Source organism: Paenibacillus sp. OK076 (assembly GCF_900110055.1).
Lineage (GTDB): Bacteria > Bacillota > Bacilli > Paenibacillales > Paenibacillaceae > Paenibacillus.
In genome coordinates, this window is the sequence record NZ_FOCH01000001.1 from 1,690,022 (window position 1) to 1,705,168 (window position 15,147).

Annotated in this window: 18 protein-coding genes and 1 pseudogene; 17 read left to right on the forward strand and 2 right to left on the reverse strand. The window is 40.1% G+C overall.

Annotation, left to right across the window (positions count from 1 at the left end; genetic code table 11):
- Positions 1 to 9: 9 nt before the first annotated feature.
- Positions 10 to 162: a hypothetical protein gene (locus BMY78_RS33215; RefSeq protein ID WP_256221988.1), complete on the reverse strand. Its 153-nt coding sequence runs from the start codon at positions 160 to 162 to the stop codon at positions 10 to 12.
- Positions 107 to 577 (reverse strand): TraR/DksA C4-type zinc finger protein, encoded by a 471-nt coding sequence (locus BMY78_RS07700; RefSeq protein WP_256221989.1) that lies wholly within the window; start codon positions 575 to 577, stop codon positions 107 to 109. Before BMY78_RS07700 ends, BMY78_RS33215 begins: the two co-directional genes overlap by 56 nt.
- A 205-nt stretch (positions 578 to 782) precedes the next feature.
- On the opposite strand from BMY78_RS07700, the gene BMY78_RS07705 reads away from it, so the two are divergent.
- The 17 genes and pseudogenes from BMY78_RS07705 to BMY78_RS07785 all read left to right on the forward strand — a co-directional run bounded on the left by BMY78_RS07705 (position 783) and on the right by BMY78_RS07785 (position 15,116).
- Positions 783 to 1,160 (forward strand): DivIVA domain-containing protein, encoded by a 378-nt coding sequence (locus BMY78_RS07705; RefSeq protein ID WP_024630343.1) that lies wholly within the window; start codon positions 783 to 785, stop codon positions 1,158 to 1,160.
- 62 nt (positions 1,161 to 1,222) lie between these two features.
- Positions 1,223 to 1,657, forward strand: a complete 435-nt coding sequence (locus BMY78_RS07710) for an Rrf2 family transcriptional regulator (RefSeq protein ID WP_090896231.1) — start codon at positions 1,223 to 1,225, stop codon at positions 1,655 to 1,657.
- A gap of 36 nt (positions 1,658 to 1,693) precedes the next feature.
- On the forward strand, positions 1,694 to 2,191 hold the full coding sequence (locus tag BMY78_RS07715) for a metallophosphoesterase family protein (protein WP_090896234.1): 498 nt from the start codon (positions 1,694 to 1,696) through the stop codon (positions 2,189 to 2,191).
- A 231-nt stretch (positions 2,192 to 2,422) separates the two neighbouring features.
- Entirely contained in the window at positions 2,423 to 3,337 is a 915-nt protein-coding gene (locus BMY78_RS07720) for a sugar phosphate isomerase/epimerase family protein (protein ID WP_090896239.1), read from the forward strand.
- Complete coding sequence (locus BMY78_RS07725) at positions 3,334 to 4,506, forward strand: Gfo/Idh/MocA family protein (protein ID WP_090896243.1); 1,173 nt, start codon at positions 3,334 to 3,336, stop codon at positions 4,504 to 4,506. The genes BMY78_RS07720 and BMY78_RS07725 overlap by 4 nt, the downstream gene beginning before the upstream one ends.
- Positions 4,507 to 4,595: 89 nt before the next feature.
- Positions 4,596 to 5,693 (forward strand): Gfo/Idh/MocA family protein, encoded by a 1,098-nt coding sequence (locus BMY78_RS07730; protein WP_090896246.1) that lies wholly within the window; start codon positions 4,596 to 4,598, stop codon positions 5,691 to 5,693.
- 208 nt (positions 5,694 to 5,901) lie between these two features.
- Positions 5,902 to 6,840 (forward strand): Cthe_2314 family HEPN domain-containing protein, encoded by a 939-nt coding sequence (locus BMY78_RS07735; protein WP_090896251.1) that lies wholly within the window; start codon positions 5,902 to 5,904, stop codon positions 6,838 to 6,840.
- A gap of 130 nt (positions 6,841 to 6,970) precedes the next feature.
- Complete coding sequence (locus BMY78_RS07740) at positions 6,971 to 7,966, forward strand: phosphotransferase enzyme family protein (RefSeq protein ID WP_090896256.1); 996 nt, start codon at positions 6,971 to 6,973, stop codon at positions 7,964 to 7,966.
- 219 nt (positions 7,967 to 8,185) lie between these two features.
- Positions 8,186 to 8,713 (forward strand): AAA family ATPase, encoded by a 528-nt coding sequence (locus tag BMY78_RS07745; protein ID WP_244192865.1) that lies wholly within the window; start codon positions 8,186 to 8,188, stop codon positions 8,711 to 8,713.
- Positions 8,714 to 8,943: 230 nt separating this feature from the next.
- A complete protein-coding gene (locus BMY78_RS07750) occupies positions 8,944 to 9,510 on the forward strand; it encodes a hypothetical protein (protein ID WP_090896263.1) in 567 nt (188 codons plus the stop codon).
- 143 nt (positions 9,511 to 9,653) lie between these two features.
- Positions 9,654 to 10,325: a hypothetical protein gene (locus BMY78_RS07755; RefSeq protein WP_090896266.1), complete on the forward strand. Its 672-nt coding sequence runs from the start codon at positions 9,654 to 9,656 to the stop codon at positions 10,323 to 10,325.
- A gap of 209 nt (positions 10,326 to 10,534) precedes the next feature.
- Complete coding sequence (locus BMY78_RS07760; RefSeq protein ID WP_143067011.1) at positions 10,535 to 10,942, forward strand: hypothetical protein; 408 nt, start codon at positions 10,535 to 10,537, stop codon at positions 10,940 to 10,942.
- Between the two features lie 254 nt (positions 10,943 to 11,196).
- Complete coding sequence (locus BMY78_RS07765; RefSeq protein WP_090896272.1) at positions 11,197 to 12,072, forward strand: alpha/beta fold hydrolase; 876 nt, start codon at positions 11,197 to 11,199, stop codon at positions 12,070 to 12,072.
- Positions 12,073 to 12,338: 266 nt separating this feature from the next.
- Positions 12,339 to 12,599, forward strand: coding sequence for an NUDIX hydrolase (locus BMY78_RS33220; protein WP_256221990.1), 261 nt, complete (start codon positions 12,339 to 12,341; stop codon positions 12,597 to 12,599).
- 326 nt (positions 12,600 to 12,925) lie between these two features.
- Positions 12,926 to 13,531, forward strand: a complete 606-nt coding sequence (locus BMY78_RS07775; RefSeq protein ID WP_371129123.1) for a GrpB family protein — start codon at positions 12,926 to 12,928, stop codon at positions 13,529 to 13,531.
- Between the two features lie 215 nt (positions 13,532 to 13,746).
- Positions 13,747 to 14,268 (forward strand): annotated as a pseudogene (locus tag BMY78_RS07780) (GNAT family N-acetyltransferase); the annotation flags it as partial.
- A 194-nt stretch (positions 14,269 to 14,462) separates the two neighbouring features.
- Complete coding sequence (locus BMY78_RS07785; protein ID WP_090896280.1) at positions 14,463 to 15,116, forward strand: lysozyme inhibitor LprI family protein; 654 nt, start codon at positions 14,463 to 14,465, stop codon at positions 15,114 to 15,116.
- Positions 15,117 to 15,147: the final 31 nt, after the last annotated feature.

The following is a 15,147-nucleotide window of genomic DNA, read 5'->3' on the forward strand; positions in this document are numbered from 1 at the left end:
GTTCATAAACTACATGTTTTCATCATAATCTTTCACGTCACGTTTGGCTGCGGTTGCAGGGGAATTCGATGTGCCATATTCCTCGACGGCTTCCCAGGCGTCAGCGTTATCGAACTTGCCAGCATTGCGCTGTCTGACTTCTCCGGCACCGCTCGGTGGCATCGTCAATGACTTCCTCCTCAACGGGCCGTTCGTTGCTTAACTCGCGGTTAGGCGTATCATCGATACAGTAGGCTGTGTAAGGGATCGCTTCGAGTCGTTCAAAGGGAATATCCTTACCACAGGTCACACAGGTGCCATACGTTCCTTGTTCGATTCGCTCCAGCGCTTCATTCACTTGATTGAACTCTTCGGTTAACGTATCATCAATCGCCAAGTCACGGCTTCGCTCAAACGTCTCCGTACCGGCATCTGCCGGGTGATTATCGTATGATGACAGCTCGCCAGTTGAATCTTTCAGGGACTCGGCTGGAGCACCGTCTTCCATGCTGGATTCAAAATGGCGCTGTAGGTCTTCACGTTGTTCCAAAAGAGCGTTTTTCAGCTCTTGAAGTTGATCTTTGGTTAATGTACTCATAAGGACATGCTCCTTTCCCGCAATGGGGTTGTAGTCAGTCCTTACCCGAATTTCATAAGAAGCAATCAGTTTTGTGTGCAAAAAGAGACGTTCGATTTTATATCTGACGGATAATGTGTTATAAAAAATATAGAGAGAAAATGCGGCGGTATCAAAGAATCTTCTATGCATACCGCGGCGCGTTTGATAATGGAGGGTTGTCAATATGGATGAGCATATGAAACGAAGATTGGACAAACAAAGACAATTGTTCAAACAATTGGGCGTGCAGCTCGATGCTTTATCGATTCATGAAAAACAATTCAATTATAAACTTCGTGGTTATGATCCGGATGAGGTGGATGCCTATCTTGATTTGGTTATTAAAGATTACGAACGTTTCTATGCCAATATAGCGGATCTGATGGACAAGTGGCAAGAACAGCAGTTAACGATTCGGGATCTGAAGTCATCGGCGAAGCCAGTGGAGGATCCAACGAAGATTGATCGCAAACAGTTGGATGATATTGTGAAACAACTGGAATACAGCGTTCGGCAGTTAAAAATCCGGGCACGTCCTGAACAGGACCTGTTCTCCGAGTAAACCAACACATCTGGGATGATATAAAATCAGCATTATAATGCTCAAATAAAAGGTGGTTAATCATGAGTACTCATTTTTCGGTCAGTGTGCATTGTTTGTTGTTGTTGTCTTTCAGCGCGCCTGAACGAATCACTTCGGCACTGATTGCAGGTAGTGTGAATACCAACCCTGTCGTGGTCAGACGTATTCTGGGCGGGTTGAAAAAGGCAGGACTTGTGGACTCCTCACCGGGAACAAGAGGATTTTACCTCGCCAAGCCTTCAAGCGAAATCACATTATCCATGATCTATCAGGCTGCCAAGGATGAAGGGCCATTGTTTCCGATTCACGGTAACTGTAATCCAAATTGTGATGTTGGCCTTCGTATCGATAGCCTTCTGACTAATCTGTACCAGGTTGCCGAATCAAAGGTGGAACAGTTCTTCGCATCCATTACACTTGAAGATATGGAGCGTTCCTGTTCCCAGCTTGAAGTTCTTCCATCACATGCCGAATAAAGCGTAATATAAGGGAAAGGGAAGGTGTGCTGTACTATGAAAATTATTGTCATTTCGGACACTCATTTACCTCGAAGAGCACGTAAGTTACCCGATCCCTTGGTTGAGGCGCTATCAGATGCCGATCTGATTCTCCATGCCGGGGATTGGTCGGACTGGAGTGTACACAAGCTGCTCAGCGCTTACGCACCGCTTGAAGGTGTTGCAGGTAATACGGACCCGCCTGAAATAGGTCAAAAACTCGGGTTCTCCCGCATCGTTGAGGCGGATGGTTTGCGTCTTGGTCTTGTACATGGTCATCTGGGATCGAAGTCTACCGAGCAGAATGCGATCCACACCTTTGCAGGGCAGCAGGTGGATGCTGTGATTTTTGGACACTCGCACATTCCAGTGATGCATACGGTCAATGATGTGCTGATATTTAATCCGGGCTCTCCTACGGATCGGCGCTTTCAGCCCCAATATTCTTTTGGTATCATGACGACACATTTAGGGAAGTTGCAGGCGGAACATGTTTTTTATGATGTAAAATAGAAGTTGCAAATTAGGCATCTCGAATCAGAAGGATCTTCTGTTATTCGGGGTGCTTTTTGCTATGTATGCATTCAAAAAGGAACTTGCAAGTTATCTCTGAATGGGGAATATGGTCTGCTGTTTATCTGTCATTCATCTCTTCTCGTTGCCCCCTATGGAGGCCTTCGTATGAATGATACAATGCGGTTACAACAATTAATTGAATACGTTTACATAAGGGGATGAATGTTGATGAAATTGTCTGTATTCACTGTAGCCACACCGGACTTGACCGCAGAAGAATTGGCTTCTGCTGCAGCCGCAGCCGGTATTGAAGGGATCGAATGGAGATATCGTGGAATACCGGCGGATGCTTTGTCCGAAGAACCTTCTTATTGGAGACATAATCGTTGCTCGATAGATCCAGACCAGTGGGAGGAACAGGTACCTGCATTCCGTGAAGTGGCAAAAAAGCATGGCAGACAATCGATTGCATTGGTGCCTTATCTGAGCTGCGGAGATCTGCTTGCTACAGAGCAAGCATTTCAAACGGCACAAGCCTTGGGAGCATCCATGATGCGTGTTGGGGTTCCCGGTTATGATCGCAAAACCAGCTATCCTGAATTATACAAGCAAGCTGTGCATTATCTGAATGAGGTTCAAGAGATGGCCCAACAGTATAAGGTAAAAGCTGTAGTAGAGACCCATCACCAAACGATTGCCCCCACTGCATCACTGGCTTATCGGCTCGTGCAATCTCTGGATTCACAGCATGTAGGGGTATTGTATGATCCAGGTAACATGGTCCATGAAGGATATGAGAACCATCGTATGGGACTGGAATTACTGGGACCTTATCTGGCACATGTGCATGTGAAGAATGCAGCTTGGTTCAAGGATGCATCAAACATGAATTCGAATTCCAGCGTGAATGAACAAAATACAGAAATTTCGCTAACATCAAACTGGCATTGTCAGTGGGCCCCCTTAACCGAGGGTGTGGTGAACTGGTTGCAAGTATTCCGTGACCTCAAATCCGTTGGATATGATGGATATTACGGGATTGAGGATTTTAGCGGAGTCTTGGAATCGAAGGCGATGTTACAGCATTTTGCAGATGTTTTTGCCGAAATTGAACGTCGTGTGGACGAGGAGGTACAGGTATGAGTTTGGTTCGAGTAGCCGTTATTGGAATTGGGAATATGGGTGCAGCCCATGCCAGAACGTTGGTAGCAGGAGAAGTACCTGGTGCAGAACTGGTGGCTGTGTGTGATGTGAGACAAGAAATGGAGAGCTGGGTATCCAGCAACCTTCCGGCTTCAGTCACCTATTGGCAGGATGCGGAGCAGATGATGTCATCAGGGACGATTGATGCGGTAATTATTGCAACCCCGCATTATGACCATCCCGAAAAGGCCATTCAGGCTTTTCAGTATGGCCTGCATGTCATGATTGAGAAACCTGCCGGAGTGTACACCAAACAGGTACGCAAAATGAATGAAGCGGCTGCTGCAAGCGGCAAAGTATTTTCCATGATGTATAACCAGCGAACCAACCCTTTATATATCAAACTCAAAGATCTGATTGCCTCGGGAGAACTGGGTGAGGTACGTCGCACCAACTGGATTATTACGAACTGGTATCGCTCTCAGAGCTATTATGATTCAGGCGGCTGGCGGGCAACATGGGCTGGTGAAGGGGGCGGTGTCCTGATCAACCAGGACCCTCATCAACTGGACCTGTGGCAATGGACCATCGGTATGATGCCGGTGCGTATGCGTGCTTTCTGTTCATTCGGCAAATACCGGAACATTGAAGTAGAAGATGATGTAACGGCATATGTCGAGTATGAAAATGGAGCAACGGGTGTATTTGTGACCACGACAGGTGAAGCACCAGGCACCAACCGGTTCGAGGTCAATGGGGATCGCGGCAAAATTGTCATTGAAGATGGTCAGTTGACTTTCTGGCGTCTTCGTGAACCCGAACCTGAATTCAATCAAAGATTTACCGGAGGATTCGGACAGCCGGAATGCTGGAAATGCGAGGTGCCAATTACGGGTGTGGAAACCGGACATCCTGGCCTGATTCGCAACTGGATCGATGCCATCCTGAACGGGACCCCGCTCATTGCTCCTGGAGAAGAGGGTATCCATGGGTTAACCTTGTCCAATGCCATGTTGCTGTCAACCTGGACCGATAACTGGGTGGATCTGCCGATCGATGAGGATTTGTTCTATGCGCATTTGCAGCAGCGGATTGCCAGTTCAAATACAAAGAAAGACAAGGCAGGCAGCAGCAGTCAACCTGCTGATCTGTCACAGACATTTAAATAAGTGGAACTTGTACACCAAGCTGAACTCAAGGCGTGTACAGGATAACGGAACCGATAAACGGAAAATCCAATTGAAAAGGTGGAGAAGGTATGGCTAAAGACGGCATGTTTTATGCACCAAAAAGTGTGAAAAAAGAGGTCGTATGCGGTCCGGGTGAATTTGTTATTGCTGCTGTGGCGTTGGACCATGGACATATCTACGGTATGGTTGGCGGGCTGGTGGAGGCTGGGGCAACACTCAAATGGGTATACGATCCTGATCCAGCTAAAGTCGAGGCTTTTCGGAAACAGTTCCCGCAGGCACAGATTGCGGCATCTGAAGCGGATGTACTTGCCGACGACGAAGTGCAGCTCGTAGCCGGAGCAGCCATACCATCGGAACGTGCGCCACTCGGCATGAGAGTCATGGCCGCAGGTAAAGACTATTTTACGGACAAAGCCCCTTTTACTACACTGGATCAACTGGCCCTTGCGCGTGAAGAGGTTAAACGCACTGGGAAAAAGTACATGGTCTACTATAGTGAGCGTCTGCACGTAGAAAGTGCGATCTATGCCGGACAACTGATCGAACAGGGAGCCATCGGCAAGGTTGTTCAGGTTATGGGAACGGGGCCGCATCGATTGAATGCGGGTGGTCGGCCTGAATGGTTCTTCCAGCATGAAAAGTATGGCGGCATCCTTTGTGATATTGGAAGTCATCAGATCGAGCAGTTTCTGACCTTTGCTTCGTGTACGGATGCAGAAGTGGCGTTCAGTCGGGTGAATAACTTCAATCATCCACAATTCCCGGAACTGGAGGACTTTGGCGAAACATCACTCATCGGCAACAACGGGGCTTCCGGTTACTTCCGGGTAGACTGGTTTACACCGGATGGTCTGGGTACCTGGGGCGATGGGCGAACGGTTATTTTGGGAACGGACGGATACATTGAGCTGCGCAAGTATATCGACGTGGCCAGAGAGTCTGAAGGCGATCAGGTGTACCTGGTTAACCATGAAGGGGAATACCGTTATAGCGTCAAAGGACAGGTCGGTTATCCATTCTTCGGTGAACTGATCCGGGACTGTCTGGATCGAACAGAGATTGCAATGACACAGGAACATGCGTTCAAAGCGGCGGAACTCTGCTTGATTGCGCAGCATAAGGCAATGAGTGAGAGAGTGGTATGGAGTAGTGGTGCGAAGTAAACGCTTTTATTTGAGATAGTAATAGAATATGTAAGGGGAGAGTGGCCTGGTGCAGGCTGCTCTTTTGTTTGTTGTAGTACCTTCGCAAATGGAACAATATGGTTTATTATGTATGTAGTTCAGAAATTGACTTAAATGTGTGGTGTTTACGAAGTACATAAATTAGATGTTAGCTGAAATTCAAGAAATATGGAATGAGGGATGAATAATGAAGGGTGGAGACCAAAAATATTATCAGTTGATGTTAAAAAAAATTAATAAATTCACTTTAATTCAAGAGCATAGATTGTACAAAGAAGAGCAAATATTGATGATGTCACCAGACCTTTTTATTGTAAGGAACGGACTGAACTGGGTCATTAGAGTGAACAAACTCATTAGGCATTACGAATATTGTTTAATTAATGCAATTGAATTTGCCCAAGAGATAAAAATACCGATTGAAGAAACTGATAATAGGGATAGTTATTCATTCCATTTAGAGAATGCAGTATATAGACAATTGGTTCTTTGGGATATGTATGCGAAATTGTTGAATGAAACATATGCTCTAGGTCTTAAGCGTGATGAACTTTCTATTTGGGATGTTATAAGATCCATGAGAAGTTCTCGAGAACCTTATCAAAGAAGATTGGCTAAAGAGTTAAAGAAATATTGTAATGGAGCGTTTCATCAGTATGTAAGAAATTATTTGCGTAATACTTTTGCACATAATGGCGATCCACACGGCAAACTAATTTTTCATTACTATGGTGATAATGGCATGTTACAGCCTGATGATGGTTTCATATTGCCAGATCACCCTATAAAGGAATTGAGGTATTTAATTATAGACTTTATTAAATTACATAGATTTCTTAATAAAATCAATCAACAAATCAAAAAGATAATGTTGGAAAAGACAATACTAATTGAGTACCATTTTGAAACACTTTGTGGAAGGGAAATTACTGATGGTAGGCATATACCCATTACTATTTTACAAGAACTCCATGAAATATGGGAAATATCCGATACAGATGAAGCATGTGAAGAGTGTAGATTGCTTGCAAACAATCATAGTCTTAAATACTGTAAACCAGTAAAATTTGTTTACCATAGAATTAATGAGCCTGAAGGAACTATTAGTATTACAATGAAGTCTTGAACTACAGCTAACATAATATTCACGCTGCGGGCATACGCCCTTGGCCCGGCATTCGCAGGACACCCGACGTACGTCGGGTCGTGAATACAGAAACGTTAGGCGAAATTGCGAAGAGAAAGGAAGAAACTTTATGGAAAAGCATGTTAAAGAGCTTTTTACCTGGAAAGTGCTTAATGAGGCGGCTCAAAAGTTTAATATTGTTGAATCAAGTCTTAAAGACTTAGAAGGGTTCCAAAACTTTGTTTATTTTGGGAAGTCAAATGAAACAAGTGTTGTTCTCCGGGTAACACATAAATCACATCGAAGTGAAGAAGAGATTTTATCTGAAATTGATTTTATTAATTACTTGTCTAAAAATAATGTATCTGTTTCAAAAGCTGTGAACTCTATTGATGGGGAATTTGTAGAGAAAATAGATAATGGGGAATTTTATGCAACTTCTTTTGAGTTTTCTAGTGGACGAAAGGCTAGAATTGCTGAAGAAAGCAATTTATTCTATCAAATAGTTGGTAATTATACAGGAAGAATGCATAATCTTTCAAAGAAATTAAATCCAATAGATGATTTAAATAGGAGAAAATGGCATGAAAAAGAGTTCCTTATCAATATGAAAAAGTATTTACCCGCGGAACTTTCTTATGTAATTGACAAATACGAAATTCTGAAAAATGAACTCAGCCGGCTTCCCAAGAATACTGATTCATATGGGATTATCCATGGAGATTTAAATCATGGGAATTATTTGAACGTAGACGATGATGTAGTCTTTATTGATTTTGATGAAGCCGAATACAGTTGGTTTGTTAGTGATATTGCTATTCCTTTATTCTATGAAATTCCGATCCCTTGGGTAATAGATGGAAAACAAAGGTTAGAGATAACCAAGAGGTATTATAATAATTTCATGGATGGGTATGTAAAAGAAAATACAATTGATCAAGCATGGTTAAAATTAATACCTGATTTTATTAATCTTAGGCAGTTTGGAGTAGTTTCAGCGATTTATAGAAGTTATAATTTTCATAATTATGACAACTGGAGTGATTGGGACAAAGAAGCGTTGAAATTTTATTTGAACAATATCAAGAATGATATCCCTTATATTGAAATGGATTTTTGTAGGTAGTTCAATGCGGCATCGCCTAACATTATATTCACGCTTCGGGGCTTACGCCCTTTGGTCGTCCAGATGTATAATCATAGGAGATAACCCGGACGACACACGAGCCGACCTAAGATAAGAGCTATCTAAGGTCGGCTCGCGTCGTGAATACAGGAACGTTATGTGAAATCATTCAAGTGCGTAATGTAAACCTAAACCAGAAGGAGTGATCACTTGATTATTATGATTAATGGGTCATTTGGATCCGGAAAGACCTCGACTTCTCAAAAGTTGCAGCCTCTAATACCTAATAGTATGATTTATGATCCTGAAGAAATTGGATATATGTTGAGAAAAATCATAACAGAAGACATCTACTTTGAAGAAGAACGAACTGATGATTTTCAGGATATAGAACTATGGAGAATACTTGTAGTACAGACAGCTCAAGAATTAATGAATCGGTATAAGAAACATCTTATTGTTCCAATGACAATTTATAAGTCTAAAAATTTCAACTACATATTAAATGGATTTCGAAGTATTGATCGAGATACTTTTCATTTTTGCCTCTTAGCATCAGAAGAGACAATCAAAAAACGAATTGAAAAACGTGGAGATAAATTTGATGTTTGGTACCAGAAGCAAACAAACGCGGGTGTAATTGCATTTAAAGATATTAAATTTGAAGAACATATTGACACAGATAATAAAGAAACAGAAGAAGTTATAAGAATAATTCTAAGAAAGATTTCAAAAATCAATGTATAAGTAATTCAACGAAGTGACTGACTCCACATAACACCATGTTCACGCATCGTGCTATTTGCCCTCGGTCCGGCAGAAGCTAGAGGTGAATTCAAAGAGACAAATTCAACAGCAGGAAGTGGAATCGGCCGGACACATCCAACTTCCTAACCGCATCGCGTCCACCCTTCGGGCTTAAGGGAGTGGGACGTCTGAACACAAATTACTAAAGTCTTATTTACGGAGGGATACATATGTTTATTTCAAAAGACCAACAAACAAAAATCAAACAACTAAATCAAATACTTGGGATGAAACATCGAAGTACACCATTTGATTTCAATAAAATAGAAGATTGGATAGAAGCCATTGAGATGATTACTGCGGAGTACGTAGACTTTTGTGAGTATTGGGGAAGATTATCAAATTTGAATTCAAATTTAGATGAAAGTCTTGAATGTTTTTATCCAGCTAGTTGGGTGGAAATATCTCAAGAAGGCAATGTAAAAGATGCGAAATTAAACAACGCAATCAAATTAGTAAATAAAGCCGAAGATTCTTTACGTGTATTAATGGAGCGAGCAGAAGAGAAGTGTAGAAAGATATGGATTTTGGTTTTTGAAAGCCAACAAAAAGCAGTTATAAAAGAATTTTTAGGAGAAGAAATGACATGTAGTATAGAGGATTTACAAGAGATTTTAGAAGAAGAGATCTTTGAGATGGCAACAGAAATAGAATATACAGGAAATGTTGAGAATTCGATACGAGAGTTCTCAACAAACCTAAAACAAAAAATTGAATTAAAGAAATTAGAGCAGTAACTTCACTTAACATAATATTCGAGCGTCGGTCTGCGGTTGGATTTCAAAGAGGAATTTCAGCAGACACCTCCTTTGGGGTTCATGAATACAGAAACGTTATCTGCAATTACTTACAAGTTTAATGGGGAGGGATATTTCCATAGATGATTTCAGTTATTATATCGATATTAATGTATCAATCTCCCACCATTGTTTTTACTAAGGAAGAGATTGAAGAATATGAAGAGTTATCAAAATCAGTTAATGAAGGACGATTAATTGATTATTCTTTACAATACCCCAAGCACCGTTTTCTACATTATTTATCATTGAATGGAAAATACGTGTTTCACGGTTCTAATGATGGCAATATTGAAAGATTTGAACCACGTAAGCAGACGTTGTACAACAATGAACTAACGACAGCTGTGTTTGCAACGACAGAACCATTATGGTCTATTTTCTATTCAGTATTTAATCGAAGTGCATTAATTGGGAGTTTTCGAAATGGATGTATTATAGGGCGAAACAAAAAGTATCATTATTATTCGATAAATGAATCTACAATTAATAATAATCCTTGGACGGATGGCATGCTGTACATACTACCTAGAGATAAATTTCATATGTCTGGGCATGGGAAAGTGCAATTTGATGAGTGGATTTGCAATGAATTTGTAACACCAATAGCCAAGATAAGCGTATCCTTATCAGATTTTTTTTTCTTGAATAAAGTAGCAGTTCACAAAGATAAAGAGTCATTGACTAGTACCTGGATATTTTATAAAGCACGAACTTTATTGGCGAATTCGAAGAGGGCAAGTAACAGCACATAACACGATATCTACGCCGTGTCGCATTGCTCCTTGGTCTGCCGAGGAATTTTCGAAGAAGGGAATCAGCAGACAACCATGCACAGCCTAACCGCGTCGCGGCCAGTCGCATATGCTCCTTTAACGCAGTGAGGGTTCGTAGGTACAATAACGTTATATGCAATCCCGGAGATCTAAGTTCCAATTGAGGATGAATGTATTAGGAGGGAAGGATGATGAATAATGGTATGGCATCATGGCAAGAACTGAAAATAGATTATGAAATTAATCAAATATCTCCTAATATATCAACTAGACTAGAAGATATTGAACGTATCCCTGCGGGGCTTGGAATAAAAATACTCACTATCCTTATTGAATGGGCTTGCCAGCCACAAAATACCCACTCAATTGAAATAGCCAGGAAAAAGATTAAAACAATTCCTTCTGATTGGCTAATAGAACATCTTCCTAATGTAGCTAAAACAGCAATTTGTCTTGATGATGAATGGGAGTATCGTAGATTGTTAGAGCTACTTTCAGAGGCAATTCCAAAATTACTAAATTGGGGAATCGAATTGGGAATTAATTCAAAAAATGAAGAAATTAAAGAGGCAGCAAATGACTATAAAGAAAAATAACAGTTTTGTAGAGTGCAATGAAATGAGAATGTAGATGTGGATCGAAGAAGTCGGGACAACATATTCACGCATCGTGCCATTCGGCCCTCGGTTCGCCCGAGGGATTTCAGAGAAGTGGGGTTCTGGCGAACAACACTGCAAACCTAACCGCATCGCGGTCGTCTATTGACGGAGCCTTAAGTTGGTGGGACGTCGTGAATACAGGAACGTTATAAGAAATTGCAGCAAATCATGAATATGAAAGGAGAACAGAGATGGAAAGATATAATAAATCAGTAGGTAAGCAATTGATTTATGAATCCTACGATAAATTACTAAAATCATGGGGAATCGATTTTGAAGAAAAGGATATTGAAACAACATTTGGTAGTACGCATATTATTAGAGTAGGAGACCCAACACTCCCTCCACTATTACTTTTTCATGGGACTGCTGATAATTCAGCAATGATGTGGATTTACAATATTAGAATGTTGTCGGGAAAATTCTTTATAATTGCTGTTGATGCTGTAGGAGGTTCAGGAAAAAGCGAACCAAATGACAATTATTATAAGCATTTCAATCAAATAGTATGGATTGACGAACTGTTAGCTAGCTCAGAAATACATAGAACAAATATTGCTGGGGTTTCTTATGGTGCATATTTATCTTATTATTACGCATTAAAGAGACCAAATAAAGTTGAAAAGGCGATATGCATGGCTGGAAGGATTCCTTCGAGTCAGTTTGAAGTTATATCCAAAATGATGACTGCATTTCTACCAGAAGCTTTATTTCCAACGGAGAAAAATTGCAAAAAGTTATTGAGAAAATTAAGTGGTCCAAACTATTCTGTCTTTGAAGAGAATGAAGATCTAATGAAGCATTGGTATTATTTGTTGAAATATTTTAACAATCAATCAATGATGAAGCACAAAATAGAAATACATGCGAATCATGAAATTTTTGCTCTAAAAGATAAGGTGTTATTCTTAATTGGCAAATACGATAGATTATCAAATTATCCGAAAGCAATTAAGAGATTAGAAGATAACAATATTATGTACAAGATCATTGAAGACGCTGGACATGCGATTAATCATGAACAAGCGGATGTTATAAACATGGAAATAATAAAATTTTTGAAATAAGAGAAACCCTTGGGTAAACTCAAGAAGGCTGAAACATAACAATGTGTTTACGCATCGGGGGACTACGCCCCCTCGGCCCGCAGAATTTAGAAGTGGATTAGGGGCGGGATTATAGTAGCAGTAAAGCAGATTCAATGGACACATCTGCACCGACTAACCATATCGCGGCCGCTAAATATCGTTCGCTTAAGTCGGTGGGACGTCGTGAACACGGTAACGTTATATGAAAGATATTCAGATCTAAATCAGAAGGGAAGTCAAACACAATGATCAGAGTCGATGTAGCTTATTCCTTAATTACTGATCCAACCAATTCCAAAATATTAATGGTAAGGAATGTAGATGATTCTAGTGACCGATGGTCACTTCCAGGCGGGGCTGTTGAAAGAGGAGAATCATTAGACCAAGCAGCGATAAGGGAAGCTAAAGAAGAAACTGGACTAGATATTAAAGTTCATGGAATAGTGGCAGTAAATGAATGTAAATTTCCGAAAAAAAAAAGAACATGTAATATTTATAACATTTAAAGGTGAGGTAATCGGTGGGAATGAAGAAATAGTTAGACCTAATGAAATTTCTGAGATAGCTTGGATTGAATTAGAGAAGGCTGAACAATTAATGCCTTATTATAAAGATGGATTAAGAAGATTAATAGATGGATATGAAATAACATATTTTAACGAAGGCAATAAGTAATTTTGTGAGTTGTTCGAGACGGCTATCCTTCATATAACAAAATATTCGCACTGCAGACCACTCGTCCCTTGATCTGCCAGGAGTGTTTTCGAGGAAGAAGAATCGGGCAGATACATCCATTTCCCTTAGATAGAGCTATCTAAGGGGAATGGACGTCGTGAATACAGAAACATTAGCTGAAATCTTCACAAATACTTTATTTTTTGGGGGCATCTCAAGAATGAGTAAAAAAACAATAATTATTGAAGATTACAACACTGAATGGTCTGAAATGTTTTCTGATCTGAAATCCATCATAGAACATAGACTCGGGGATCTAATACTTAGAATTGAGCACGTTGGTAGTACAGCAGTACCTGGACTAGCGGCAAAACCTATTTTAGATATTGATGTAGTAATTGATTCTATGGACTTGCTTCCAGATGTAATTCAAGGATTAGAAAGATTAGGTTACTATCATGAAGGGAATTTGGGTGTTGAGCACAGAGAAGCTTTTGCAAGAAAAGATGCAAATGTTCCCTATAGTATAGTAAAAATACAGAAACCTGAACATCATTTATATGTTTGTAATAAAGAGAGCAAAGAGTTATTAAGACATATATCCTTCAGAGATGCATTAATTAGCAATCCCGAATTTGTAGTCGAATATGCCAATCTAAAGAAAGAACTGGTTATTAAATATAGAGAAAATCGCCAGTCTTATACGGATGGGAAGACCGAATTTGTAAATAAAGTACTTAATGAATGTGGAAAGACTTTGTAGGTAGCTCAAGGGGACGAAAACATCGGATACATTGTATTCGCGCTGTGGAGCTAACGTCCCTTGGATTGCCAGAGGTATTTCGAGGAAGTCGTATCAGGCAGACAACCCTGCGAGGCTAAGTCCGTCGGACCCGGCGCGTTTGCGCCTTAAGCCTCTCGGGTTCGTAAATGTAAGAACGTTAGGCGTAACACCCTAAATGCAATGGAAAGGAGACAATGCTGTTGAACGATCAGTTGGTTTTATCTAATCCGAGTATTGAACTGAAAGACTCCTATTTGAGTTTTTATCAGGAATGGAAACAAAGTGGAGAAGATATGGTTCCATGGGTGATTGAGAAAGATCCAGAAAACTTTGAAGACATGATAACATGGCTTAACAATAACAAACAAGGCATTAATATAAATGGCTTTGTTGCCAATTCAACTTATTGGCTAGTAGCAAATCAGATGGTTGTAGGGGCAGTAAATATTAGACACGAATTGACAGATAAACTATTTCATAGTGGAGGACATATTGGCTATGGAATCAGACCGTCGGAAAGGCGGAAGGGATATGCTTCAGAGCTTTTAAGACTGGCTTTATTTGAAAGTAAAAGACTGGGAATATTGAAGGTGCTTTTAGTATGTGATGATATTAATGAAGCATCAAAAAAGACAATTATTAAGAATGGCGGATTAAGGGATAAAGATTTTATAGAAGAAGACGGAAACATACTAAATAGATTTTGGATAGAGATTTATAAGCTACTTAAAGAAGAGGGTACTGTGCCTAACAACATATTCAAGTTTCGGCTCCTTACGGAGCCTTGGTCTACGGGGATGGATTTTGTGAAGAGGCATTACAGCAGACAACTCCTTTGGGGTTCATGAATACAGAAACGTTACGCGCCATTACCGATAAATATTAAAGATAATATTTAAGGAGATAATTTATGAAAGGTAAGATACTCTTCTTATTTTTTATTACGATAATGTTTTCATCTTGTCAAAATAGCAGTCAATCGACTACTTTGAATAGCGAAACTAAAATAATAATGAATTCTGAACTGCCTCCTGATGTAGTGAGTACAGGTAATGGAACTGAACTGAAAGAAATAACGGAAGGTCGATCAGATCCTTCTAACAATGATGTTTTATCCATGAGCATTGGGAACTATGAATTGAAAGGAGAATTTTATGATGAGATGCTTCGAAATCCTATAGATCATGATTATGAAGTGGAATTTAATGAAGCTCAAAATTCCAAAGAGATTATTACAGCAATGGGATGGGGGGCGTTGGAAAGCAAATATACAGAGATTTGGGATAAAGAGTTGAATCAAATATATAAAAAGCTTCTTTCTAAGTTGGATAGAGAACCAAGAGAAGCACTAATCGAATCGCAGAAAGAATGGTTACAGTATCACTTAAAGGAAACAAAATTTGTAGAGAAGACATTTATTAATAATGGTTACCTTGGATCACAAGGATCGGTAAGCCTAGGCACGGTTATACGGGAGAGAATTAAGGAAAGAACAATGCAATTATTTGAATATCGATATTTGCTAGATGGTGAAGTTGAGTTTTTATACCAAAGTAAAAAATAGAGTTGGAATCTTGATCAAAGGTTAATAGGTG

Coding starts and splice junctions, on each gene's coding strand:
- BMY78_RS33215 (WP_256221988.1), bottom strand. CDS start 162: ATGCCACCGAGCGGTGCCGGAGAAGTCAGACAGCGCAATGCTGGCAAG.
- BMY78_RS07700 (WP_256221989.1), bottom strand. CDS start 577: ATGAGTACATTAACCAAAGATCAACTTCAAGAGCTGAAAAACGCTCTT.
- BMY78_RS07705 (WP_024630343.1), top strand. CDS start 783: ATGGATGAGCATATGAAACGAAGATTGGACAAACAAAGACAATTGTTC.
- BMY78_RS07710 (WP_090896231.1), top strand. CDS start 1,223: ATGAGTACTCATTTTTCGGTCAGTGTGCATTGTTTGTTGTTGTTGTCT.
- BMY78_RS07715 (WP_090896234.1), top strand. CDS start 1,694: ATGAAAATTATTGTCATTTCGGACACTCATTTACCTCGAAGAGCACGT.
- BMY78_RS07720 (WP_090896239.1), top strand. CDS start 2,423: ATGAAATTGTCTGTATTCACTGTAGCCACACCGGACTTGACCGCAGAA.
- BMY78_RS07725 (WP_090896243.1), top strand. CDS start 3,334: ATGAGTTTGGTTCGAGTAGCCGTTATTGGAATTGGGAATATGGGTGCA.
- BMY78_RS07730 (WP_090896246.1), top strand. CDS start 4,596: ATGGCTAAAGACGGCATGTTTTATGCACCAAAAAGTGTGAAAAAAGAG.
- BMY78_RS07735 (WP_090896251.1), top strand. CDS start 5,902: ATGAAGGGTGGAGACCAAAAATATTATCAGTTGATGTTAAAAAAAATT.
- BMY78_RS07740 (WP_090896256.1), top strand. CDS start 6,971: ATGGAAAAGCATGTTAAAGAGCTTTTTACCTGGAAAGTGCTTAATGAG.
- BMY78_RS07745 (WP_244192865.1), top strand. CDS start 8,186: ATGATTAATGGGTCATTTGGATCCGGAAAGACCTCGACTTCTCAAAAG.
- BMY78_RS07750 (WP_090896263.1), top strand. CDS start 8,944: ATGTTTATTTCAAAAGACCAACAAACAAAAATCAAACAACTAAATCAA.
- BMY78_RS07755 (WP_090896266.1), top strand. CDS start 9,654: ATGATTTCAGTTATTATATCGATATTAATGTATCAATCTCCCACCATT.
- BMY78_RS07760 (WP_143067011.1), top strand. CDS start 10,535: ATGATGAATAATGGTATGGCATCATGGCAAGAACTGAAAATAGATTAT.
- BMY78_RS07765 (WP_090896272.1), top strand. CDS start 11,197: ATGGAAAGATATAATAAATCAGTAGGTAAGCAATTGATTTATGAATCC.
- BMY78_RS33220 (WP_256221990.1), top strand. CDS start 12,339: ATGATCAGAGTCGATGTAGCTTATTCCTTAATTACTGATCCAACCAAT.
- BMY78_RS07785 (WP_090896280.1), top strand. CDS start 14,463: ATGAAAGGTAAGATACTCTTCTTATTTTTTATTACGATAATGTTTTCA.